The sequence below is a fragment of the Atribacterota bacterium genome (genome assembly GCA_028717805.1).
GTDB lineage: Bacteria > Atribacterota > Phoenicimicrobiia > Phoenicimicrobiales > Stramentimicrobiaceae > Stramentimicrobium.
The window spans coordinates 1-24,013 of record JAQUNC010000026.1; the positions used below are offsets into that span (position 1 = coordinate 1).

Here is a 24,013-nt window from a genome sequence, read left to right on the forward strand (position 1 = left end):
CGGAGGGGAACCACCTGTTCCCATACCGAACACAGAAGTTAAGCCCTCCAGCGCCGATGGTACTGCAGTCTTTTCTGCGGGAGAGTAGGATACTGCCGGGAATTTTTTATTGGAGGGGACATGGAAAAAAATATACCATCAAAAGTAAAATTAATACAGAAACGTGTTGAAAAGATAATCATCTGGATTAAAAAAAGGGTGCAGGTAGCCGGAAAAAAAGGTGTTATTTACGGTTTGAGTGGTGGAATAGATTCAGCTGTTGTTGCTGTTTTGTGTCAGAAAGCTTTTCCTGAAAATACTATGGCTTTAATATTGCCTTGTGAGAGCAGTGATAATGATATCCATGACGCAATGAGTATTATTGAAGAATATCATATAGATTACCGAAATATTGATCTTACCCAAATATATCAACAGTTATTGTCGCATATTGATATTGATACCACTTATGATAATAAAATAGCCAGAGCTAACATTAAACCAAGATTAAGAATGATAGTACTTTATTATTTTGCCAGTATGCTTGGGTATTTAGTTGTGGGAACAGGAAACAAAAGTGAAATTTCTATTGGTTATTTCACTAAATATGGTGATGGTGGCGTTGATATTCTTCCTTTAGGAAATATTTTAAAAAGCGAGATCTTTGAAATAGCTAAATTTTTAGCAATACCTCAAAGTATAATTTCCAAAACTCCTTCAGCGGGTTTATGGAAAAATCAGACTGATGAACAAGAAATGGGTTTTAGCTATGAACAATTAGATTATTTTCTTAAATATGGGAAATTACAGGATCAGGAGATAGAAAAAGCTATTAAAAGAATGAAAAGATTAAGTGTTCATAAACGAAATATACCTTCTGCCCCAAAATTTTAATCTATGGGGTACATACTTCAAATAACAAATAAATCAAAGAAAAATCTATTACTAAATTATTTACAATATATTCAGTGATTGAAACGGTTTTTTTTATATGCTAAAATAAAAAAAACTTTAAAGGGGAAAACCTTATGTCAGGACATTCTAAATGGAGTACCATTAAGAGAAAAAAAGGTAAAGCTGATGCTGAGAGGGGTAAATTATTTGGTAAAATTAATCGACTTATTTCTGTTGCAGCACGACATGGTTCCGATCCGGAAACAAATTCTGACTTACGAAATGCCATACAATTAGCTAGAGAAAATAATATGCCTAATGATACTGTTGAACGAGCAATAAAAAGAGGTACTGGTGAGATTGATGGAGTATCATATGAAGAAGTTATATATGAAGGTTATGGGCCTGGTGGGGTAGCTGTACTAGTAAAAGTACTCACCGATAATCGGAACAGAACTGTTTCCGAAATAAGGAGAATTTTTTCCAAACATGGAGGAAATCTTGGTTCTTCTGGCTGTGTTGCCTGGATTTTTTTTCAAAAGGCTTATTTCTTATTCGATAGAGCGAAAGTAGACCAGGATAAGATACTTGATTTAGCCTTAGAAGTAGAGGTAGATGATATTGAGATTGATGAAAAAAATGTTGAAGTTACTTTATCTCCTACCGAATTTGAAAAATTTAAGAAATTATTGGAAAAAAATCAGGTAGAATACTCCCTAGCGGAAATTACTATGATTCCCCAGACCACTGTAGATTTAGAAGGGAAAAAAGCAGAACAAATGTTAAATCTGATGGAGCAATTAGAAGATCATGATGATGTACAAAATGTATATGCTAATTTCAATATTGATGATAAAATCATTGAAGAACTTACAGCAGGATAGGGGAAGAATTTGGTTATTTTAGGTATTGATCCAGGTCTTAACCATACTGGCTATGGATTAGTTGAAATTCAAAAAGATAAAATAAGAGCTATCAAATATGGATGTATTGTTAATAATATAAGCGAAACCTTAACTGAGAAGATAAAAAAAATACATTTAGAGATAGATGATCTTATTAAAACTTATTCTCCTCAAGAAATAGTTCTTGAGGAGATATTTTTTAGTAAAAATACCAGAAGTGCACTCAATGTAGGAAAGGTTGTAGGAGCAGTAGCATTAACTGCTACCTTAGCCGGAATTGATTTTTTTGTTTATACCCCTTTACAGATAAAGCAATCTGTTGTTGGTTATGGCAGAGCCACCAAAAATCAGGTACAGGAAATGGTTAAGGTCTTATTAAAATTATCACAAAAACCTAATTCTGAGCATGCTGCAGATGCTCTGGCGGTAGCCATTTGCCATATTCACAACAGGTATTCATATTAAAATGATACTAGTAAGTTTTAATAAAAACAAATTCAAATAGGAAGAGGTATTTTGAGGGTTTTGGTTTTATATATCTCTGGTGAGGATAAGTATTATGATATCTTCTTTAACAGGAAAGTTGGAATCAATAGAGCTCGGCTCACTTGTTATTAATGTAAATGGAGTTGGTTATTTAGTTCATATTCCGTCAAGTAATAATTTTGATATTAATGAATTTCCTCAGACTATATATACCTATTTATATGTGAGGGAAGATCGTATTGCTTTATATGGTTTTTCAAACAAGAATGAACGAAATTTTTTTAAAATGTTAATTGATACACCTGGAATTGGACCTAAGGTAGCATTGAATATAATCTCTGATATGGGACCGGAACGTTTTCAATTTGCTGTTCTGTCAGAAAATTTAACCACCATAAGCAGTATATCGGGTATCGGTCTAAAATTAGCTAAAAAGATAATCCTGGAGTTAAAGGAGAAATTTAAGCAGTATCATATTGAACAGGATCTGATAGTTAAAGAAGGGAAGCAAGATATTGTAAACGAAGGCATTGAAGCTTTGAAGGGTTTAGGTTATTCTGAGAGAGAAGCAAAACAAAGAATTTTAAAGGTTCTGGAGAAAATATCAAATCAAAGCTCACATAAAATTGAAGATTTAATAAAAGAAGCTTTAAAAAAGTAGGTCGATATTTTTTGGTATTAATATTAATATTTTTATAAAGCACAAATTGAATAAGGATTAATAACAAGGAATTTTTTATCATAGTTAGAAATATTTTAAATGAACTACGAGATAGAGTTATTCAATTATGAATAAAAAAGAAGATTTAATTGAAAAAGATTTAAAAACAGAAGGTTCAGATTCTGAAGTAAATTTAAGGCCGCAAAAATTAATGCATTTTATTGGTCAACAGAATGTAAAGAACAATCTTTCTATTTATATCAAAGCTGCTCTTAAAAGAAATGAGCCGATAGATCATATCTTACTATATGGACCACCTGGATTGGGAAAAACAACATTAGCTAATATAATTGCCAGAGAAATGGGAGTAAATATTAAAATGACTTCTGGCCCAGTTATTGAAAGAGCAGGCGATCTGGCAGCTATTTTAACTAATCTCAAAGAGAAAGATATTTTGTTTATTGATGAAATACACCGCCTTAATAGAGCTGTTGAAGAAATCTTATATCCCGCATTAGAAGACTTTGCTCTGGATATTCTGATTGGTAAAGGTCCTAGTGCTCGATCAATACGTATTGGTTTATCAAAATTTACTTTGATAGGAGCTACTACCAGGACCGGTCTCATAACTTCACCTCTAAGAAGTCGTTTTGGCGTAATCTCTCGAATTGGATATTATAATGAGGAAGAGCTTCATCAGATTATTACCCGTTCATCCACTATTCTGGGAATCAAGGTAGAAGAAGCTGCTTCCAGGGAAATTGCCAAGCGTTCTCGGGGAACACCCAGAATAGCCAATAGATTATTAAAAAGAGTCCGTGATTATGCCCAGATTGAGGGGATGGGAGTTATAAGTAACGAAATAGCTTTTTTTGCTCTGAAAAATATGGGAATTGATGACCAGGGTTTATGCGAAATTGATAAGCGTTTACTTTTAACTATAATGGATAAATTTAAGGGTGGACCGGTGGGGCTGGGAACTCTGGCAGCCTCCTTAAATGAAGATAAAGAAACGATATGTGATGTACATGAACCTTATCTTTTACAGAAAGGATTTTTAACCAGAACTCCTCAAGGAAGAAAAACAACCGAAATGGCTTATCGCTATTTTTACCAGCAAAAATATAAGTTAACTGGAGATGATAATTCAACACTATTCTAAAGGAGAATCCAAAAGAAGATGAATAACCTGAATGCTATTGCTAAAATACTAATTATAACTGGAATAATGATATTAGTTGTTGGCGTACTTTTCTTATTATTGGATAAATTCACTTCTTTTTCTTTTCGCTTACCAGGTGATATCTTGATTCGCAAAAAATATTTTGTATTTTATTTCCCATTAGGATTGTGCATTCTAATAAGTATCTTATTAACATTTCTCTTACGAATTTTTAGGTAATTTATATTTGTTCTGTATCAAGATAGATTAAAGTAAATGGAGTAGGTTTAATGAAACAATTATTGAACAATATTCAAAAAAGTAAAAATCCCAGATTTTACCTGCAGTCTAAATGCATTTTTATCATCGTAATTATTTTTTTAGTGATTAATCTAAAGACAATGGCAGCAATTCCCGTTTTAAGAGTAGGAATATTTATTGATTATAAAGAGATTAACTTGAAAGGTGACAAGGGATTACAGATTTATGAAATACCTACTGGAAAAAGCTTATTGATTCAAAAAGATAACCAATCATTGAAAGTAGTTGCCCAACCACAAGGGATAAAAATTAATAACAATTCTTTCAATGTTAATAAGGGTATTAAGGTGATACCAGCAGGTGAAGGTTTTGTTCAGGTAGAAGATAAAAAATATAGAGGTGAAATTGAAATTAATGTAAATAATTCGCTTCTGAATGTTATAAATGTAGTGGAATTAGAAAAATATCTCTATGGAGTTTTAAAGAAAGAAATATCACCAAATTGGCCTGCTGAAGTGCTAAAAGCCCAGGCTATTGCTGCTAGAACTTTTGCTCTCTCCAATATGGATAAATATATTGATCAGGGTTATAATATCTGTGCTACGACTAGCAGTCAGGAATATGGTGGTGTTTTGTCTGAACATCCTTCCACTAATCAAGCAGTAAATAATACCAGGGGTATCGTTGCAGTATATGAGGGGCAACCTATTAATGCAGTTTATCATTCTGATAGCGGTGGTTATACAGAAAATTGTGAAGATGTATGGGGCGGTTATGTTCCCTATTTGAGAAGTGTTCCTTCAGAATATGAATCTATTGTCTCACCACCTAATCATCATTGGAGCTACTCCATTACAGAAAAGGAATTTTTAGCAAAAATATTGGAGAAGGGTTGGCAATTAAATCATATTGAAGATATTATTATAAGTAAAAAAACAGAAACCGGTAGAGTAAAAGCTATAGATATTGTGGGAGATAATGGGAAAAAGATTGCTCTTAAGGCTAACGATTTTAGATTAATGATAGGCCCTAATTTGATTAGAAGTTCACTATTTAATGTGGAAAGAAAGGGTGGTAACAAAATAGAAGTAAAGTCCGAAAAGAGTAATCCCGAGATAGTAAAAAAAACAGATGAGAATCCTCAAAAAACAGTGAGTGATATTCTTAAGGAAGATAGAGATTTTACCATTACAGAATTAATTGAGTTATTAAATCGACCAAAAAAATTAACAGAACCAAAAGACATCCCATTATCAGCAGTTATAGAAGAGATTCAAGAATCCGGTAATTTAGTCGTTATTTTTAAAGGTAAAGGTAGTGGACATGGGGTTGGGCTTTCTCAGTGGGGAGCTTATGGAATGGCTACACTGGGATTCAGTTATGAAGAAATTTTAAAATATTATTACCAGGGAATCCAATTAACCAGGTTATACTAAAAGATTTTTTGAGGCCTCTAATGGATATTACTATATTTGATTATAATTTATCAAATTGTTTTATTGCCCAGGAGCCACTGGTACAGAGAGACAAAAGCAGATTAATGGTTCTTGATAGAAAAGATGAAAAGATTAAGCATAAGAATTTTTTTCAGATTATTGATTACCTGAAACCGGACGATTTGCTAGTTTTAAATGATAGCAAGGTAGTTCCTGCTCGTTTATTTGGTTATAAGAAGGAAACTGGTGGAAAAGTTGAAGCTTTACTCCTTAATTCCCTGTCTGATTATCGCTGGCAGGCTTTATTAAAACCTGGCAGGAAAGCTTCTCCTGGAACTGAAATAATATTTACTTCACAGTTAGAAGCTATGGTTATTAGCAAGGACGAAGAACAGGGAGTTTTCGTTCTTGATATGAAGACCGAAGGAAATTTTCAAGAAATTTTGCAGAAAATAGGTAAAGTTCCAATCCCGCCTTATATTAAGAAAGAACTGAAAAATCCTACTTGTTATCAAACAGTTTATAGTCGAAGGGAAGGTTCCATAGCAGCACCTACTGCAGGTATTCATTTTACTAAAGAACTTTTAACTAAGATTAAGAAAAAAGGAATTGAGATAATTTATTTAACCTTACATATCGGAAGAGGAACTTTTGAATTAGTAAAAGTTAGCCATGTTGAACAACATAGGATGAAAGAAGAATTGTATACCATAACTTCTGAAAATGCCAAAGCCATTAACCAAGCTCTTTTGGAAAAACGTAGGATTGTAGGAGTGGGAACATCTGTCACCCGTGCTCTGGAATCTGCTTTTATCAATGATAGAATTACGGAAGGTACACGTTGGACTAGTTTATTCATTTATCCGGGTTATTGTTTTAAGGTAATTAATGCTTTAATTACAAATTTCCATCTGCCACGATCTACACCGCTAATGTTAGCATCTGCCTTTGCTGGAAAAGAGTTTCTTTTTAAAGCTTATCAGGTGGCTATGCAGGAAAACTATCGTTTTTATAGTTTTGGAGACTCAATGTTTATTATTTAATTTTTATTATACTAACAATGCTGCCTTCTTTTTATTAGCAATGATTAGATGAAACAGTTTTGCTTAAAAATTAAGATGTGTTAACTTGGATTTTTTTGCGAAGATCCAGGAATAAAGAAATATCGATGAACATATTGGGTGAAAAATAAAAATGTCTATTGAATTTAAGGTTATTAAAGAGATAAATAAAATTAATAATAAAGCGAGACTGGGAATTATTAAGACTGCACATGGTATCGTTGAAACTCCAGTATTTATGCCCGTAGGGACTCAGGCTACTATTAAAGGAATTTTACCTAAAGAAATAAGTGATCTGGGATTTTCTATAATATTATGCAATGCTTATCATCTCTTTTTAAGACCTGGACATCAGCTTATTTTAAAATGTGGTGGATTACACCAATTTATGGGTTGGGATAAAGCAATTCTAACCGATAGTGGAGGATTTCAGGTATTTAGCTTAGGTAAAATAAATAAAATTAACGATGATGGAGTTACATTTCAATCTTATATTGATGGATCAAGACATTTTATTAATCCAGAAAAAGCGATGGAAATTCAGATGGCTTTAGGTTCTGATATTGCCATGGTTTTTGATCAATGTGCACCCTATCCGTCAAATAAATTTGAAACAAAGCTAGCAGCTGAACGGACCTATAAATGGGCAAAGGATTGCCGGAAGTATCATAATCAAAAGGATCAGTCTTTATTTGGAATTATCCAGGGTGGTCTTTTTCAGGATATTCGCAAGGAAAATACCTTCAGGTTAATTGAACTGGATTTTCCAGGATATGCTTTAGGTGGACTGAGCGTAGGAGAACCAAATTCCTTAATGTATGAAATATTGGACACTATAGTCCCGTTATTACCAGCAGAAAAACCAAGATATTTAATGGGAGTGGGAGCACCTGAATCAGTTATAGAGGGAGTTATTAGAGGAATCGATCTATTTGATTGTGTATTGCCGACCAGAAATGGGAGAAACGGCTGTCTCTTTACTCGTAATGGGAAAATATCCATTACTAATGCTATATATAAAGAAGACCTTAATCCACTTGACCAATATTGTCAATGTTATACCTGTCAGAATTTTACTCGTGCTTATTTACGCCACCTTTATATAGCTAAAGAGATGTTAGCTCCAATTTTAGGAACAATTCATAATCTATATTTCATGAATCAACTGATGAAAGAATTAAGAAAGGCGATTTTAGAAGACAATCTAGAATCTTTTCAGAAAATATTTTATGATAATTATTTAGTTCAAGAGAAAAAAACTAAAAATAAAATAAACATAATATATTAATTTAGAAATAGAATCTTAAAATATTTGATAAAAACTAATTAATTAGGTATAATTTAAAGGAATTAAAAAAAGAAAGGTGTGGATTTAATAAATGAATCAAGGAATTCAGCAATTTTTACCTTTAATAATAATATTTGCCATTTTTTATTTTATTCTGATTCGTCCTCAACAACAAAGGCAGAAAAAACATAAAGAAATGTTAGATAGCTTGAAAGTAGGGGATAAAGTAATTACTATCGGTGGGATTTTTGGTATTATCAGAGAAATAAAAGGCGATGTATTTACTTTGGAAATTTCTAAAGATGTTAAAATAAATACTACTAGAAACGCTATTGGTTCAAGAAGAGAAAACTAAAACCCCAGGAATAACTGAAGGGAAGGACTTAAGGGCAGGTTTAAAACCTGCCCTTCTTCTTATTTTGCTTTCCTTATTAAATTAGAAAAAGTAATCAAATATTTTTATGGTCAGAGCATGATAGATGTCAAATAAATTGACAGGAGAATTTCTTTGATATTATAATCATATGGTTTTGTATTACCAGAAATATTTTCTTTTACTTTAAAGAGCAACTTTTCTGCATCATTATTAATTAAAAAATAGTTAACTATAGACAATAAGTCATATATATCGATAAAAATTATTAATTGAAGCTCTGTATTCAAAGCTCATTTAATTTACAACCTATACAGTATATTGGTCACTAATTAAAAATATTTAATATCAAAGTACAAAGAGAATAAATTAAAGAATATTATCAAAGAAAATTATAAAATTAAGGGTAATAACTACCCTTATGTTTAGAGGAGTTATTTAAATATGAAACAGTTAAGAATATTAAGATTAGCATTTATTATTCTGGTTATAGGAATTGCCCTGTTTTATGTCTTTCCTTTAGATAAAAATATTAATCTGGGTCTTGACTTACAGGGTGGTTCTCATATTGTTTTAGAATGCGTTGATTCACCAAATGCACCAGTCGATAGTGATGCAGTGAACAGAGTAATAGAAATTATTACCAATCGAATTAATCCGGAAGGAGTGAAAGAGCCAATCATACAACGTCAGGGAGAAAGAAGAATTCTAGTACAGTTGCCCGGGATGGATGATCCCCAGGAGGCAGAGAACCTTATTGGCAAGACTGCTTTATTGGAATTTAAAGATGAAAGCGGTGAAACATTGTTAACCGGAGCTTACTTGAAGAATGCTCAAACATCTTTTGATCGATTTGGTAGACCCAATGTTATACTTGAGTTCGATGAAGAAGGAGCAAAATTGTTTGAACAGGCTACAGTTAGAAATGTAGGGAAAATATTGGCTATTACTCTCGATGGACAGGAAATTTCAACTCCTGTAGTACAAGAGCCAATTCCCAGTGGGGAAGCTTCTATTGTAGGTCAGTTCACTGTAGAGGAAGCACAGAGATTGGCATTATTACTGAGAAGTGGTGCTCTGCCAGTAGAGGTTAGAATTTTAGAAAACCGTTCGGTTGGACCGACTCTGGGAAGAGACTCTATTAACCGCAGTTTAAAAGCGGGAATTATAGGTTTAAGTTTGATACTCATATTTATGGTTATTTTCTATAAAGGATTCGGCCTTATTGCTGATCTGGCATTATCAATATGTATGCTACTAATAATGGGAGCGATGGCAATATTGAATGCCACCTTAACCTTGCCAGGTATAGCTGGTATTATTCTAACTATTGGAATGGCAGTAGATGCCAATATATTGATATTTGAGAGAATAAAAGAAGAATTACAAATGGATAAAACATTCAGGGCTTCTATTGAAGCTGGCTTTTCTAAGGCATTCAGAACGATTTTCGATTCCAATGTTACTACATTAATTGCGGCAATTGCTCTTCTTTATTTTGGCAGTGGTCCCATTAGAGGATTTGCCGTTACTTTAAGTATTGGTATTGTAGTTAGTATGTTTACCGCAATTGTAGTAACTAAGTTGATTCTAGAATTAATAGGGCAGCACTTTTCTAAGAACGCTTTAGTTTAATATTGTATATTGGAGGATTTTTGATGGATATAATTAAAGATACAAATATTCAATTTGTTTCTCGTAGAAAAATATTTTATATAATTTCTGGCCTAATAATTTTAATAGGTATAATTTCTTTATTATTTCTAGGATTTAATTTTGGCATAGATTTTGCTGGAGGTACACTGATACAACTGGAATTTAATCAGGAAAACATTACCGTTGCCGAAATTAGAAATGTATTAGGAGAAATAAATCTTGCCAGTAGTACTATTCAATTATTATCTGATAATGAATTTGTAGTCAGGACAGCCCAAATAGGACTTCAAGAAAGACAGAACATATTAGAGACAATCGAACATAAAATTGGACCTTTTGAGGTATTGAGAGTAGAAATGGTTGGACCGGTTATTGGTGAGAGTCTAAAACGTTTAGCTGTTCTGGCAATTATCTTTGCTTTTATTGGTATTATTTTATATATCACAATTAGGTTTCAATTCAGATATGCCATTACTTCTATTATAGCTTTGGGGCATGATGTCTTAATAGCTCTAGGGATCATTTCTATCTTACAAAAGGAAATAACTATACCTATCATAGCTGCTATACTGACCATTGTGGGTTATTCTTTAAATAATACTATTGTAATCTTTGATAGATTGAGAGAAAATCTAAAGTTAAAGTTACACTCACCTCTGGAGGAGGTAATTGATTTGAGTATAAATCAATCGTTAAGTAGAACCATTAATACCGCTCTTACTACTTTATTACCAGTGTTAGCATTATATTTCTTTGGCGGTACATTATCCGACTTTGCTTTTGTTTTATTAGTTGGTATAACTGTCGGAACCTATTCATCTATTTGTATTGCTGGTCCTTTACTTTTAGAATTAAAGAAAAGAGGTAAAGTATCAACCAAGACCATACCCTCAACCAACCAAAGAGTTAGAGAGCAGGAGGTTAAAATTACTAAAAAAGTTAAAAGTAAAAAGGTGAAAAAAGAGAAACGGCAATAAAAAATTTAGTTAGTCAATTCTAATATCAGGAGGATGAAGCCGAATGGATTTAAGAAATAGAATTAGAAATATACCGGATTTCCCGGTTAAAGGGATACAATTTAAGGATATTACCACATTACTAAAAGATAAAGATGCTTACCGGTATTGCATTGACCAGATTACCCAACACTGTAAAAATTTAAAAATTGATTTTATTGCTGGCATTGAAGCGCGTGGTTTTATTATTGGTGCTCCAGTTTCCTATAATTTACAGATAGGATTTATACCCATTCGTAAAGGAGGTAGGCTCCCATATGAGGTTGAGAAAATTACTTATCAATTAGAATATGGAGAAAATGTATTAGAAATCCATAAAGATGCATTTCAAAAAGGCAGTCGCATCATGGTAATAGATGACTTACTTGCTACTGGAGGCACAACCCTGGCTGTTTTTCAACTTATTGAAAAACTAAATGGTATAGTTGTAGGAGCTGATTTCATTATTGAGTTGGAAATGCTAAACGGAAGAGAAAAGTTAAAGGGATATGAAATATTTTCTCTGGTAAAGTATAATTTATAATATATAAAATGTTAATATTAATATAAGATAGAAAGTTAATTTATCCGTTCTCATCATCCTAAAACATTTCAAAAGAGTATATCAATAAATATTTTCATTATTTGATATTATCAAAATTTCAGAAATTCAGATGCCTTGATTAAGGGGTATTCTTTAAAAACCATAGATGCTAATCTAACAGGATTGATAGGTAAAATTTTAGAGAAAATCTTCATAGATTAAAAAAATAGTTAGAGAAGTTATAGAAGAGATGGCTCCCCTGACAATCCTGAGATAGATTATAAAAATCCAAAAAAATGTATTTTTAAGTATGATAAAGTATTTTCTATTGTTTTATAATAAAACTATTTGCTAATTTAAGTTTTTCTTTCAGAAAGAGTTTGAGTGACAAGAAATAAATTACTAATAATTAATTAGTAAATAATACTGCCATGCACCCTAAGAAGCACACAATATTATATATGGTATACTATATCCTATTAAAGAGGTACTCAAAATAGATAAACCTATTAAAATTGAAACTTTAATTGATAAAATTAAATCTTATAATCCAGAAGCAGACATTGATTTTCTTTGGAAAGCCTATACCTTTTCCCAGGGAGCCCACCAGAATCAGAAAAGATATTCCGGTCAACCATATTTATCCCATCCTTTAGAGGTAGCTGATATATTGGCAGATTTAAATATGGATATTATCACTATTGTAGCCGGTTTGTTACATGATGTTGTAGAGGATACACATGTAAATCTGGAGGAAATAAGCGATGTTTTTGGAGAAGAAGTAGCAATGCTGGTCAATGGAGTAACCAAGTTAAGTAAGATTTCTTTTAGGACCAAGGAAGAAAGACAGGCAGAAAATTTCCGAAAAATGTTTTTGGCGATTGCTGAAGACATCAGGGTTATTCTAATTAAATTAGCTGATAGGCTAAATAATATGCGTACTTTAAAATATATGCCAGCTCCCAAGCGTTTGAAAAAGGCCCGTGAAACATTAGATATTTATATTCCTATTGCTAATAGATTGGGTTTATATCGAGTAAAGTGGGAATTAGAAGATTACTCACTTCTTAATTTAGATCCTAAAAAATATAGTGAATTAGCTAAAAAAGTTGCTAGAAGTAGAGCTGAGAGAGAACAATATATTGAATTTGTTAAAAAGAGAATGGAAGAAGAATTACAGAAGTTTGGCATTAAAGCCAGAATACAGGGTAGACCAAAAAATATTTATAGTATCTATAAAAAGATGGAAGAGCAGGATAAAGATTTTTTTCAAATTTTTGATTTGATGGCTATTAGAATCGTATGTAACACCATCACAGATTGTTATGCCTCCTTAGGTCTTCTCCATTCCATCTGGAAACCCATGCCTGGAAGATTTAAAGATTATATCGCTATGCCAAAATCAAATATGTACCAATCTTTACATACTACTGTTATAACTTCTGAAGGTGAACCATTAGAAGTACAGATTAGAACAGAAGAAATGCATCGAACAGCTGAATATGGAATTGCTGCACATTGGAAATATAAAGAAAAAGGGGATTTTTTAAAGAATAGTAAATTTGAAGAAAGATTAACCTGGTTAAGACAAATACTGGATTGGCAAACGGAGTTAAAAGATCCACGTGAATTTATGGAGAATCTAAAAATTGATCTGTTACAATACGAAGTATATACTTTTACTCCTAAAGGAGATGTAAAAATATTACCTCTGGGTTCCACTCCGGTGGACTTTGCCTATTCCATACATACCGAAATTGGTCATCATTGTGTGGGGGCAAAGGTTAATAATAAAATAGTACCTCTTGACCGTAAATTAAAAAGTGGGGATATTGTAGAGATAATAACATCAAAAACCTCTGCTGGACCAAGTAGAGATTGGTTAAAATTTGTTCAAACCTCTGGTGCTAAAACCAGAATCAAGGCCTGGTTTAAGAAGGAGTTTCGAGCAGAAAATATAGAAAAGGGGAAAACATTGATATTAAGGGAATTAGAAAAATTGAGAGTTCCCTGGAATTCGGAGTTTGAAAAAAAACTTGCTGGTATTTGCCAACCTATGGGCTATACCGATCCCGATTCTTTATTTGAGGCAATTGGCTATAAAAAATTGAATCCCACTCAATTGATTAATAAACTTTTACCACAGGAGAAAAAAAAGGGAATCCAGGTTAAAGAAGAGGTAGTTAAAGAGAAAAGAGTTGAGAAGGGAGTAAAAATTGATGGAGTAGACAATATTTTAATACGATTTGCTAAGTGTTGTCACCCTGTTCCTGGTGATGATATCATTGGTTATATTACCAGAGGAAGAGGAGTTACTATTCATCGGGTCGAATGCCCCAATCTAAAAAATTTTTCTCAGGAAGAAGAAAGGTTTATTAACGCTGAATGGTATGAAACAGAGGATACTTATTTTCCAGTAAACATTAAAATTGTATCAGTAGATAGAAAAAGTTTAATTTCAGATGTTTCAATGATAATTTCCAATTATAAAGCGGGAATTAAATATATCAATGGGGTAGCTAATAAAAACAACATTGCTATAATTCACCTAACCATTGAAGTTAGCACGCTTGATCATTTAAAGGAAATCATGGCTCGCCTGAGAAGTCTAAAAGCTGTAAAAGAAGTAAAAAGAATGGAAGGAGATTAAAAAATGGAGAGGAGTAGCTTATGAAGGCAATAATCCAGAGGGTGAGCAAAGCTTTAGTAAGAGTGGAGAATGAGAAAATAGCTCAAATTGAATGTGGCATGTTGGTTTTATTGGGTGTAAAAAATGATGACACTGAAAAAGAAGCAGAATTACTGGCCAAAAAAACAGTAAATTTACGAATCTTTAGTGATAAAGAGGGTAAGATGAATTTATCTTTATTAGACATACAAGGTGAGGCCTTAGTAGTATCACAATTTACCCTTTATGGAAACTGTAAGAAAGGGAGAAGGCCAAGTTTTATTGATGCTGCTTTACCGGAAAAAGCCGATTTACTTTATCAACATTATGTACAGTGCTTAAAAAATGATAACATTTCTGTTCAAACCGGACAATTTCAAGCAATGATGCAGGTTGAATTAATTAATGAAGGGCCGGTTACTATTATTTTAGATAGTGCTGAGTTGTAAAATAAGTAATACCGGAAAGATTGGAAAGGAAGATCTTATGAATAAGAGCAAGGTAGATTTTTATTTAAAGAGAATAGTCCTGGGTGCACTAGCTACCAATTGCTATATTATTGGATGTACCAAAACTAAAGAGGCAGCAATTATTGACCCAGCTGAAGAAAGCAGGGTTCTTTTAAAGTTAATAAAAGATAATGAATTTCAGTTAAAGTATATTATTAATACTCATGGTCATGCTGATCATATCGGTGGGAATAAATTATTAAAAGAAAAATATTCCGCAAAATTATTGATACATATGTTGGATGAGAATATGCTGATAGATTCTAAAAAGAATTTTTCTTTTTATACCGGCATACCTGTTCAATCTCCTCCATCGGATGAGTATCTGGAAGATGGAATGAATATAAGTTTAGGCTTTCTTAATCTTTTTATCATTCATACTCCCGGTCATTCTCCAGGAAGTATTTCTATTAAGGTAGATAATATGATATTCACAGGCGATACCCTATTTAAGGATGGTATTGGACGTACTGATCTTCCGGGAGGATCTATCTCTGATATAATAAAATCTATTAAAGAAAAACTCTTTGCTTTTGATGGTTTCTGTGAGGTATTGCCTGGTCATGGGTCTGCTACAACTATAAAACAGGAATTACAGAATAATCAATGGTTATAGTAAGAATGATATCAAATGAAATTAATAAGGAGAAAGATATGTTACCATATGATATAAAAGATATTAATCTCGCTGAAACGGGTTTGAAAAGGATAAAATGGGCACTAAACCAAATGCCGGTATTGGAAACCATTAAAAGACGTTTTAAAAAGGAAAAACCATTAAAAAATATTAATATTGCTGCCTGTCTGCATGTAACCACTGAAACTGCCAATTTAATGATAACCTTAAAAGAAGGTGGGGCTAACCCAGTTTTATGTGCCTCTAATCCTCTAAGTACACAGGATGATGTTGCAGCATCATTAGTGCAAGATTTTCAAATTTCGGTTTTTGCAATAAGGGGTATTGACCAGAAGGGCTATTACTCTCATATAAGCAGTACATTGGATTGTAAACCACATATAACTATGGATGATGGGGCTGATTTGGTTACTATGGTTCACAATAGTAGAAAAGAACTGATGACCAGGATTATTGGTGGTACTGAGGAAACTACTACTGGTGTTATACGTTTAAGAAGTATGGAAAAAGAAGGTGTTTTACAATATCCTATTATTGCTGTGAATGATGCTTTGACGAAACATCTTTTTGATAATAGATATGGAACGGGACAGAGCACAATAGACGGTTTATTAAGAGCGACTAATATCCTATTAGCAGGCAAAGTAATGGTAATATGTGGTTATGGTTGGTGTGCTCGAGGATTGGCGAATAAAGCCAGGGGAATGGGAGCCAGAGTGATTATTACTGAAATTGATCCATTAAAAGCTTTGGAAGCAGTTATGGATGGATTTCAGGTAAGTACTATTTATGAGGCAGCTAAAATAGGGGATATATTTATTACTTTAACCGGCAACAAAAACGTTATCAGCAGAAACGAATTTTTAGTGATGAAAGATGGATCTATTTTGGCCAATGCAGGACATTTTAATGTGGAAATCGATATTCCTGCTTTAGAAGAGTTAGCTTTAAGAAAAGAAGTAGCCAGAAATGGAGTGGTTTCATATATTTTTGATGACCAAAAAAGATTATTCTTATTAGTTGAGGGTAGATTATTGAATCTCGCTGCAGCTGAAGGCCATCCAGCCAGCGTTATGGATATGAGCTTTGCAAATCAGGCCTTATCAATTGAATATATACTTAAAGAAAGTGGTTCCTTATCTAAAAAGGTTTATACTGTTCCAGAGGATATCGATAAGCAGATTGCCTTATTAAAATTGAGAAGTATGGGAATTGAAATTGATAAACTTACTGCTGAGCAAAAAAGGTATTTAAATAGCTGGCAGGAAGGTACATAATTATTTGATTTTAATTAAAATTGAACGTAGTAAAAGTTAGTAGAATGACTAATAATAGTTTTTGGGAATACTTAAAAGAAGGATTCCTTAATCTTATTTATCCCCTTAGTTGTGAAAACTGTGGTAAACCAATTCAGGAATCCAGAGGGTATAGCATTTGTGACGATTGTCTTCAGTTTATCAAATTGATTTCTTCTCCTTATTGCTATCATTGTGGCAAACCCTTCTCTCCGGAGGTAGAATTTGAGAAAGAAGCCTTATGCACTGATTGTCTGAATAAAAGAGATCATTTCTATTTTGTTAGATCAGTCGCTTATTATCAGGAAGTATTGAGAAAATGTATCCATTTACTTAAATATAAAAAACAGGTAAAATTAGTGAAACCATTAGCAAGTTTAATGATTAATTATCTTTTAAGAAATGAGTTGATAGATATAAGCGATATTGAATTGATTATTCCGGTTCCTTTATTTAAAGATGATTATTTAAAAAGGGGTTTTAATCAGAGTGGTTTGTTAGCAAAATGTATTGCTGATTATTTTTCCATTCCCTTTTCCGAAGACTTATTATTAAAAATTAGAGGCAATCTTTCTCAGGTTGGTTTATCAAAAACAGAGAGGAAAAGTAATGTAAATAAAGTTTATTCTCTTAATTCCTCTTTCCCAACAAGCACTATTTCAGGGATTTTACTGATAGACGATATCTTTACTACCGGTGCTACTATTGAAGCTTGTTGTAGGGAATTAAGAAAAACAGGTATAAAAAAAGTGTTTGTTTTAACATTAGCCAGAGGAGTGTGAATAATTTTTAAGTAATCCCTCCTTAGAGCTGTGGTTGAAAGTCGATGCCAGCCGCAGGCAAAACGACCCACGTAAGGTAACAATTATAAGTTACTGAGCATGGTGCGGTTTTGGAGTTAGTCCTGCCTTATCATGTGGACATGATATATGATAAGAGAAGAGTAGTAGTGAAAAGATAGCGAGGCTCTCAGCAGGCGAGTGTGGGGGAAAAGACCAGGTCAGTCTAAGGAGGGAACAGATATTTTTGGGAAAGAAAAGATATGGATATCTGTTATTAAATAGAAAAAGTAATTTTTTTCCAATAAATTGGAAAAAATATTAATATCAATGTTATAATATAATACAATATAACACAATCAATAATAGTTAATAGAAAAATAGTTTTAGTTAATAAGTATTTGGGACTATAATTAAGCAAAGTGTTAGCATCTATTTCCTATTTTTTGAAGTTGACTTAACTGAAGGAGGAAAGGATAATGAATTTGATAATAAAAGGAAAACAGTTTGAGGTAACGGATTCCATAGAAAATTATATTAGAAAAAAAATGAAGAAATTAGAAAAATATTTTGATCAGATTATAGAAGCGGTGGCTACTATTAGTGTGGAGAAGAACAGGCATATATTTGAGGTCACCTTACAAGCCAAAAAGGCAATGATTAGGGCAGAGGAAGAAAGTGATAATATATATAATTCCATTGATAGAGTGATTGAAAAACTGGAGAGACAAATTGTCAAATATAAAGAAAAACTTTACTCTAAGTATGCTAATGAATACAATAGAGAAGTAAACAATATTTCAGAAAAGGAAGAATATGAAATAGGTTCTAATTCCGACCAGGATAGGAAAATTGTCAAAACCAAAAGATTTGCTATAAAACCTATGTCTCCAGAAGAGGCGAGCTTGCAAATGGAACTTTTAGGGCATAATTTCTATGTTTTTAGCAATGAAGAGACCGCTCAAATTAATGTTATCTACAAGAGAAAGGATGGCAATTTCGGTTTAATAGAACCTGAAGTGTAAAAAATAGGGGGACCTAATGAATAATATCTCTGTTAATGATTTTCGCAATTTTATTATTTCACCTCAGTTTGCTTCCAGGATAAAAGATATTGAAAAATCTATCAACTCTTTAAATGGTATATTGTTTTCTAAAATTGTGTTAGCTGATAATAAAGAGATTAAGGAAATCCATATTATTACTAAGGACTTTTATAGTCCTAAAAAGATCAGCCGAGATGTAGAATCTCTATTAATGGCAAAATATAATATTGCCATAGATTATCGTAAAATCAGCATTGCCCAGGTGACCGAAGAAAAAAACCATTCTCAAAGATTGAAATTTACCGATCTGTTAATTACTTCTGAGGGAGATAAATTACAGGTAGTAGTTAAACTGGAAAACAATGATAAAACCTTTGAAGGGAAAATAAAATGTGCCAATTGGGATAAAAACAGAGAATATATTGTCACTAAGGCTACTCTGGAGGCAATTACCTCTTTCTTAAGTGGAAAGGTATTTTTTCAGGTTGAAGAGATTAAAAAAGTCAATTTGGAGGACCGAGAAGTAGTTTTAATTTCTATTAATTTAATTAATGAAGGAGGAAAGGAGAATTTACTTGGAACTGCCTTGATAGAGGATGATCAATATAGGTCTTTAGTTAAGGCAATACTAAAGGCAGTTAATAGAAGAATCCTGATTAAATAAAAATATTAGAAAAAATTGATAGCATCATATTAATTAGAATAGAGATAGGTCGGTGATTCTTAGATAAAACCATTTAAAAGGAGATAATAAGTAGCAAAAAACGTTCTATAACCGAGCGAAGCGAAGCGGTTTTTGCTTGTTCTTTTAGAACAAAGAAAAACCGTGGAGGTGCGACATGAAAATTAATAAAGCCAAACTCATTAGCTTTTTAATTAGTGTCATGGCCTTGCTGCTGGCCGGTGGCGCCAAAGTTAGATGGTAAATAACTGAGGGTCGCCGACCTATTATTGTTTAAGTTAGGTGGGAGAATATACATTGAATTCTAAGTTAAAAATATTTATATCAGTAGTTTTTTTATCAGCCATCCTTCTTTTTATTTTATTGCTTCCTACCATGCCTGTAATATCTGAAATATGGCTTCATTTATTATTTTTTACTGTTGTTGCTGTACTGGCTGAATATCTGCCTGTTGTTTTACCTACTGGGGGTAAGATTTCTGTATCCTTCCCAATTAGCTTTGTAGTTATATTGGTTTATGGACCTGCTGCAGCGATGGTTTTTGAAGTATTAAGTATTATTTGGACTATTTTTAACAAAAAGGAATTATGGTACAAATCTATATTCAATGCTACTCAATATTCTTTATCTGCTGGATTAGCTGGATTAATTTATCTATTTGCTGGTGGTATGATTGGGAAACAGAATTTTATTAATTATTTACTCCCGGCGGCGCTATGTGCTTTAACTTTTTGTTTCATTAATCTTTTTCTTGTTACTTGTGTTATTTCTCTTGATTCCGGAATGAATATTATTAAAGTATATCGAATTAACATTAAAGATATTATTCCAAGCTATTTAGCTGAGGCACCTATGGGCTTTATCATGGCAATTATCTATGTACAAATTGGAATTTTAGGTATTCTTTTATTCTTCTTTCCCCTCTTTTTAGCTCGTCAATCATTTGAATTATATACCAGAATGCGTAAAATGTATTTAGATACTATTCGTACCCTGGCAGCCACCATTGATGCTAAAGATCCTTATACTCATGGACATTCAGAAAGAGTATCTCTTACGGCTGTGCAATTAGCTAAGAAATTAGACTTTGTAGAACCGGAAATAGAATACCTTGAATATGCAGCTATCTTGCACGATATTGGTAAAATTGGGATAGAGGACCGTATACTGGGGAAGAAGGATAAACTAACTGAAGAAGAATATGAAAAAATAAAAGAACATCCTGTAATAGGAGCGAGTATAGTTGAATCCATTGAATTTTTGAAAAAAAGTTCTAAGGCTGTGTTATATCATCATGAACGTTATGATGGCAAAGGTTATCCACACGGGCTGAAAGGAGAAGAAATTCCTAAAGCAGCCCGATTACTGGCTGTAGTCGATGCCTATGATGCTATGAATTCCGATCGTCCTTATCGTAAAAAATTATCAGAAAATGATATTTTAAATGAATTAGAAAGGGAAGCCGGTAAACAGTTTGATCCTATCATGGTAAAGTTATTTATTTCTTTGTTGAAGGAAAAGAGGGCAGACTAATGTTATATATAATAATAATTGTTATTAGTATTATCATTGGTTTATTGCGTGGTGGTGAGTTAGAAAGATTAGCTAATATCTCGGTGGAGGGAGTCTTACTATTTGCTATTGCTCTTTTGTTAAGATTAGGAGTTTGGGCTCTTGGACTAATGGGATTTACTGGTATTTTAAGTTATAGTCCTTATTTAATAATTTTTTCTTATGTTCTATTGGTATTTGTGTCCATACGTAATATAAAATTACCTAGTTTTAGATATATTATTCTGGGTTTACTGCTCAATGCATTTGTTATTGTAGTAAATGGGGGCAGGATGCCGGTATTAGTAAAGGAGGGAGTGATAGAAAGCATTAATTCTACCAGTTTTTTAGAGGCAGAAACCAGAGTAGTTCATTCATTGATGAATAATAACACCCTATTTGCTTTTTTGGGGGATGTTATATCAATTCCAAAACCTTTTCCTGATAATTCTATTATAAGTGTTGGTGATATAATGATTTTTGTCGGTCTATTTGTACTTATTCAGAAAACAATGATGAGAGAAGATAAATTACCACAGGAAGATGAGGGTATAGAATAAAATAGGAAGGAATAGCATACAATGATTAATATTGCCAGTAGATTATTCGGTGACCCTAATACCAGAGAATTAAATAAATTGAAAACAATAGTGGAAAGAATTAATCAACTGGATTCAGAAATAAAGGACCTCAGAGATGCTGAGTTAAAGGGAAAAACTGAATACCTCAAGAAAAAGATTGCTGATGGCATTTCCTTGGAGGAAATACTTCCAGAAGCCTTTGCCGTTGTAAGGGAAGCTGCTTCCAGAACTATTAGTATGCGCCATTTTGATGTTCAGTTAATTGGGGGTATGGTATTGCATCAAGGAAAGATTGCCGAGATGGCAACCGGTGAAGGAAAAACCCTGGTGGCCACCTTACCCGCTTATTTAAATGCTCTTAGCGGAAAGAGTATTCATATTGTAACGGTTAATGATTATCTGGCTAAAAGAGATCGTTTCTGGATGGGTCCTGTTTATGAATTTCTGGGATTGAAAGTAGGTCTAATTCAACATGATATGAATACCGAGCAAAGGAAGGACGCTTATCAATCAGATGTAGTCTATGGGACTAACAATGAATTTGGGTTTGATTATTTAAGGGATAATATGAGTATTAGCCCTGAGGAAATTGTACAACACGAACATGAATTTGCCATAATTGACGAGGTCGATAGCATTTTGATTGATGAAGCCAGGACGCCACTAATAATATCCGGACCAGCTGAGGAATCTACCAATAAATACTTTCAAATAGATAAACTAATCTACCAGTTAAAGGAAGAGCATGATTATAAGATTAATGAAAAGGAAAAGACAGCCTATTTGACTGAAGAGGGAGTAGCCCTGATGGAGAGATTGCTGGGGGTAGACAACTTATATGCTCAAAATAACGTTCATTTACAACACCACATTATTCAGGCTCTTAGAGCCCATAAGTTATTTAAAAGAGATGTAGATTATGTAGTAAAAAATGGGGAAGTAATTATTGTAGATGAATTCACCGGACGTCTTATGTTTGGTAGGCGGTATAGCGATGGCTTACATCAGGCAATTGAAGCAAAAGAAAATGTGGCAATTGCCCGTGAAAGTCAGACTTTGGCAACCATAACATTTCAAAATTTCTTCCGATTATATCAAAAGCTGGCAGGAATGACTGGTACAGCAAAAACAGAAGAAGATGAATTTATTGAAATATATAACTTAACAGTAGTAGTAATTCCTCCCAATAGAAGATTAATAAGATATAGCTATCCCGATGTTATTTATAAAACTGAGAGGGAAAAGTTTGAAGCAGTAGTTAGAGAAATAAAAGAATTAAATCAGCAGGGAAGACCGGTATTGGTAGGCACAGTATCGATTGAGAAATCAGAAAGATTGAGTAAAATGTTGCACAAGGAAAATATTGAGCATAATGTCTTAAATGCCAAAAATCATGAAAAAGAAGCAGAAATAGTTGCTGAAGCAGGTCAAAGAGGGAAAGTAACCATTTCTACTAATATGGCTGGAAGAGGTACTGACATTGTTTTAGGTTCTGGTGTAGCAGATATGGGAGGATTACATGTCATTGGCACTGAGCGGCATGAGAGTAGAAGAATAGATAATCAATTAAGAGGGAGAGCTGGTAGACAAGGAGATCCAGGTTCCTCACGATTCTTTTTATCCCTGGAAGATGATCTTTTACGTTTATTTGGATCAGAACGCATTGCTGGTTTTATGGAAAAATTGGGAGTAGAAGATGGAACTCCTATTGAACATCCTTTTATTACTCGTTCTATAGAAGGAGCTCAAAAAAGAGTTGAAGCAAGGCACTTTGAAATTAGAAAACAATTACTAGAATTCGATAATGAAATGGAGTTCCAGAGAAGGATTATCTATGAACAGAGAAAGACGGTTTTGTTAAGCAATAATATTAAGGATATTATTTCAGGTATGGTTGACGATACTGTAGGCAATATGTTACAGCGGTATACCAGCAAAGATGTCTATCCGGAAGAATGGAATTTAGTGGCATTAAAAGAGCATTTTTATGAAACGTTTGGAATAGCAATAGATTTTCCAAAAGATGTTACTACCTTAACGATTCAACATCTACAGGATAATTTATTAGGAAAAGCCAGAGAAGGTTACCAGAATAAAGAAAGGGAACTTAGTTCCCCATTAATGAGACAGATTGAAAAGATGATTCTGCTTAGAATTGTTGACCGAGAATGGAAGGACCACCTAAAGAGATTAGATGATTTGAAGCAGGGCATTGGTTTAAGAGCGTATGGGCAAAAAGATCCGTTAACTGAATATCACTTTGAAGCCCATAATATGTTTCAAAATATGATTGAAAATATCAAAGAAGATTGTATAAAGTTTATTTATCGGGTGAAGATACAACAAAAATCCCAGGCAGTAGAAGCAAAACAGGAAGGAGAGATGCCAGCTCAATTTTCTGGCAAAGAGGTGAAGAGTGAACAAAGAAAAGCAAAGACTAAGATTGTATCTCCAAAAAAGAAGATTGGTAGAAATGAACCCTGTCCTTGTGGAAGCGGATTGAAATATAAATATTGTTGTGGCAAATAAGAAATCTAAAGATAATATTTTTAGAGAAATGAAAA

The 24,013-nt window shown here is 33.0% G+C and carries 23 protein-coding genes and 1 rRNA gene; all 24 read left to right on the forward strand.

Annotation, left to right across the window (positions count from 1 at the left end; genetic code table 11):
* A 5S ribosomal RNA gene (gene rrf / locus PHD84_06795) occupies positions 1-101 on the forward strand; the annotation flags it as partial.
* Between the two features lie 19 nt (positions 102-120).
* Positions 121-873: an NAD(+) synthase gene (nadE, locus tag PHD84_06800; GenBank protein ID MDD5637505.1), complete on the forward strand. Its 753-nt coding sequence runs from the start codon at positions 121-123 to the stop codon at positions 871-873.
* Positions 874-1,007: 134 nt separating this feature from the next.
* Positions 1,008-1,757 carry a YebC/PmpR family DNA-binding transcriptional regulator gene (locus PHD84_06805; protein MDD5637506.1) on the forward strand — a complete coding sequence of 250 codons (750 nt, stop codon included), beginning with the start codon at positions 1,008-1,010 and terminating at the stop codon, positions 1,755-1,757.
* Positions 1,758-1,766: 9 nt separating this feature from the next.
* Positions 1,767-2,243: a crossover junction endodeoxyribonuclease RuvC gene (gene ruvC / locus PHD84_06810; protein MDD5637507.1), complete on the forward strand. Its 477-nt coding sequence runs from the start codon at positions 1,767-1,769 to the stop codon at positions 2,241-2,243.
* A gap of 94 nt (positions 2,244-2,337) precedes the next feature.
* Positions 2,338-2,925 carry a Holliday junction branch migration protein RuvA gene (gene ruvA / locus PHD84_06815; protein ID MDD5637508.1) on the forward strand — a complete coding sequence of 196 codons (588 nt, stop codon included), beginning with the start codon at positions 2,338-2,340 and terminating at the stop codon, positions 2,923-2,925.
* A gap of 127 nt (positions 2,926-3,052) precedes the next feature.
* The gene (gene ruvB, locus PHD84_06820; protein MDD5637509.1) at positions 3,053-4,087 is read left to right on the forward strand and encodes a Holliday junction branch migration DNA helicase RuvB; all 1,035 of its coding nucleotides are present in this window, start codon (positions 3,053-3,055) and stop codon (positions 4,085-4,087) included.
* Positions 4,088-4,105: 18 nt separating this feature from the next.
* The gene (locus PHD84_06825; protein ID MDD5637510.1) at positions 4,106-4,327 is read left to right on the forward strand and encodes a DUF2905 domain-containing protein; all 222 of its coding nucleotides are present in this window, start codon (positions 4,106-4,108) and stop codon (positions 4,325-4,327) included.
* Positions 4,328-4,377: 50 nt separating this feature from the next.
* Positions 4,378-5,784, forward strand: coding sequence for a SpoIID/LytB domain-containing protein (locus tag PHD84_06830; GenBank protein ID MDD5637511.1), 1,407 nt, complete (start codon positions 4,378-4,380; stop codon positions 5,782-5,784).
* Between the two features lie 20 nt (positions 5,785-5,804).
* Entirely contained in the window at positions 5,805-6,827 is a 1,023-nt protein-coding gene (gene queA / locus PHD84_06835; protein MDD5637512.1) for a tRNA preQ1(34) S-adenosylmethionine ribosyltransferase-isomerase QueA, read from the forward strand.
* A 151-nt stretch (positions 6,828-6,978) separates the two neighbouring features.
* Positions 6,979-8,133 carry a tRNA guanosine(34) transglycosylase Tgt gene (gene tgt / locus PHD84_06840; GenBank protein MDD5637513.1) on the forward strand — a complete coding sequence of 385 codons (1,155 nt, stop codon included), beginning with the start codon at positions 6,979-6,981 and terminating at the stop codon, positions 8,131-8,133.
* Positions 8,134-8,224: 91 nt separating this feature from the next.
* On the forward strand, positions 8,225-8,488 hold the full coding sequence (gene yajC / locus PHD84_06845) for a preprotein translocase subunit YajC (GenBank protein MDD5637514.1): 264 nt from the start codon (positions 8,225-8,227) through the stop codon (positions 8,486-8,488).
* A gap of 462 nt (positions 8,489-8,950) precedes the next feature.
* Positions 8,951-10,141, forward strand: a complete 1,191-nt coding sequence (gene secD, locus PHD84_06850) for a protein translocase subunit SecD (GenBank protein ID MDD5637515.1) — start codon at positions 8,951-8,953, stop codon at positions 10,139-10,141.
* Between the two features lie 23 nt (positions 10,142-10,164).
* A complete protein-coding gene (secF, locus tag PHD84_06855) occupies positions 10,165-11,139 on the forward strand; it encodes a protein translocase subunit SecF (GenBank protein MDD5637516.1) in 975 nt (324 codons plus the stop codon).
* 43 nt (positions 11,140-11,182) lie between these two features.
* Positions 11,183-11,701 carry an adenine phosphoribosyltransferase gene (locus PHD84_06860; GenBank protein ID MDD5637517.1) on the forward strand — a complete coding sequence of 173 codons (519 nt, stop codon included), beginning with the start codon at positions 11,183-11,185 and terminating at the stop codon, positions 11,699-11,701.
* A gap of 508 nt (positions 11,702-12,209) precedes the next feature.
* Positions 12,210-14,351 carry a bifunctional (p)ppGpp synthetase/guanosine-3',5'-bis(diphosphate) 3'-pyrophosphohydrolase gene (locus PHD84_06865; protein ID MDD5637518.1) on the forward strand — a complete coding sequence of 714 codons (2,142 nt, stop codon included), beginning with the start codon at positions 12,210-12,212 and terminating at the stop codon, positions 14,349-14,351.
* A gap of 20 nt (positions 14,352-14,371) precedes the next feature.
* On the forward strand, positions 14,372-14,818 hold the full coding sequence (dtd, locus tag PHD84_06870) for a D-aminoacyl-tRNA deacylase (protein ID MDD5637519.1): 447 nt from the start codon (positions 14,372-14,374) through the stop codon (positions 14,816-14,818).
* 37 nt (positions 14,819-14,855) lie between these two features.
* Entirely contained in the window at positions 14,856-15,494 is a 639-nt protein-coding gene (locus PHD84_06875; GenBank protein ID MDD5637520.1) for an MBL fold metallo-hydrolase, read from the forward strand.
* Between the two features lie 38 nt (positions 15,495-15,532).
* Positions 15,533-16,792, forward strand: a complete 1,260-nt coding sequence (locus PHD84_06880) for an adenosylhomocysteinase (GenBank protein ID MDD5637521.1) — start codon at positions 15,533-15,535, stop codon at positions 16,790-16,792.
* A 44-nt stretch (positions 16,793-16,836) separates the two neighbouring features.
* Positions 16,837-17,592: a double zinc ribbon domain-containing protein gene (locus tag PHD84_06885; GenBank protein MDD5637522.1), complete on the forward strand. Its 756-nt coding sequence runs from the start codon at positions 16,837-16,839 to the stop codon at positions 17,590-17,592.
* 476 nt (positions 17,593-18,068) lie between these two features.
* The gene (gene raiA / locus PHD84_06890; GenBank protein MDD5637523.1) at positions 18,069-18,614 is read left to right on the forward strand and encodes a ribosome-associated translation inhibitor RaiA; all 546 of its coding nucleotides are present in this window, start codon (positions 18,069-18,071) and stop codon (positions 18,612-18,614) included.
* 16 nt (positions 18,615-18,630) lie between these two features.
* Entirely contained in the window at positions 18,631-19,299 is a 669-nt protein-coding gene (locus PHD84_06895; GenBank protein ID MDD5637524.1) for a hypothetical protein, read from the forward strand.
* Positions 19,300-19,614: 315 nt separating this feature from the next.
* The gene (locus PHD84_06900) at positions 19,615-20,850 is read left to right on the forward strand and encodes an HD-GYP domain-containing protein (GenBank protein MDD5637525.1); all 1,236 of its coding nucleotides are present in this window, start codon (positions 19,615-19,617) and stop codon (positions 20,848-20,850) included.
* Entirely contained in the window at positions 20,850-21,428 is a 579-nt protein-coding gene (locus PHD84_06905; GenBank protein ID MDD5637526.1) for a DUF5317 domain-containing protein, read from the forward strand. Before PHD84_06900 ends, PHD84_06905 begins: the two co-directional genes overlap by 1 nt.
* A gap of 21 nt (positions 21,429-21,449) precedes the next feature.
* Entirely contained in the window at positions 21,450-23,978 is a 2,529-nt protein-coding gene (secA, locus tag PHD84_06910) for a preprotein translocase subunit SecA (protein MDD5637527.1), read from the forward strand.
* Positions 23,979-24,013: the final 35 nt, after the last annotated feature.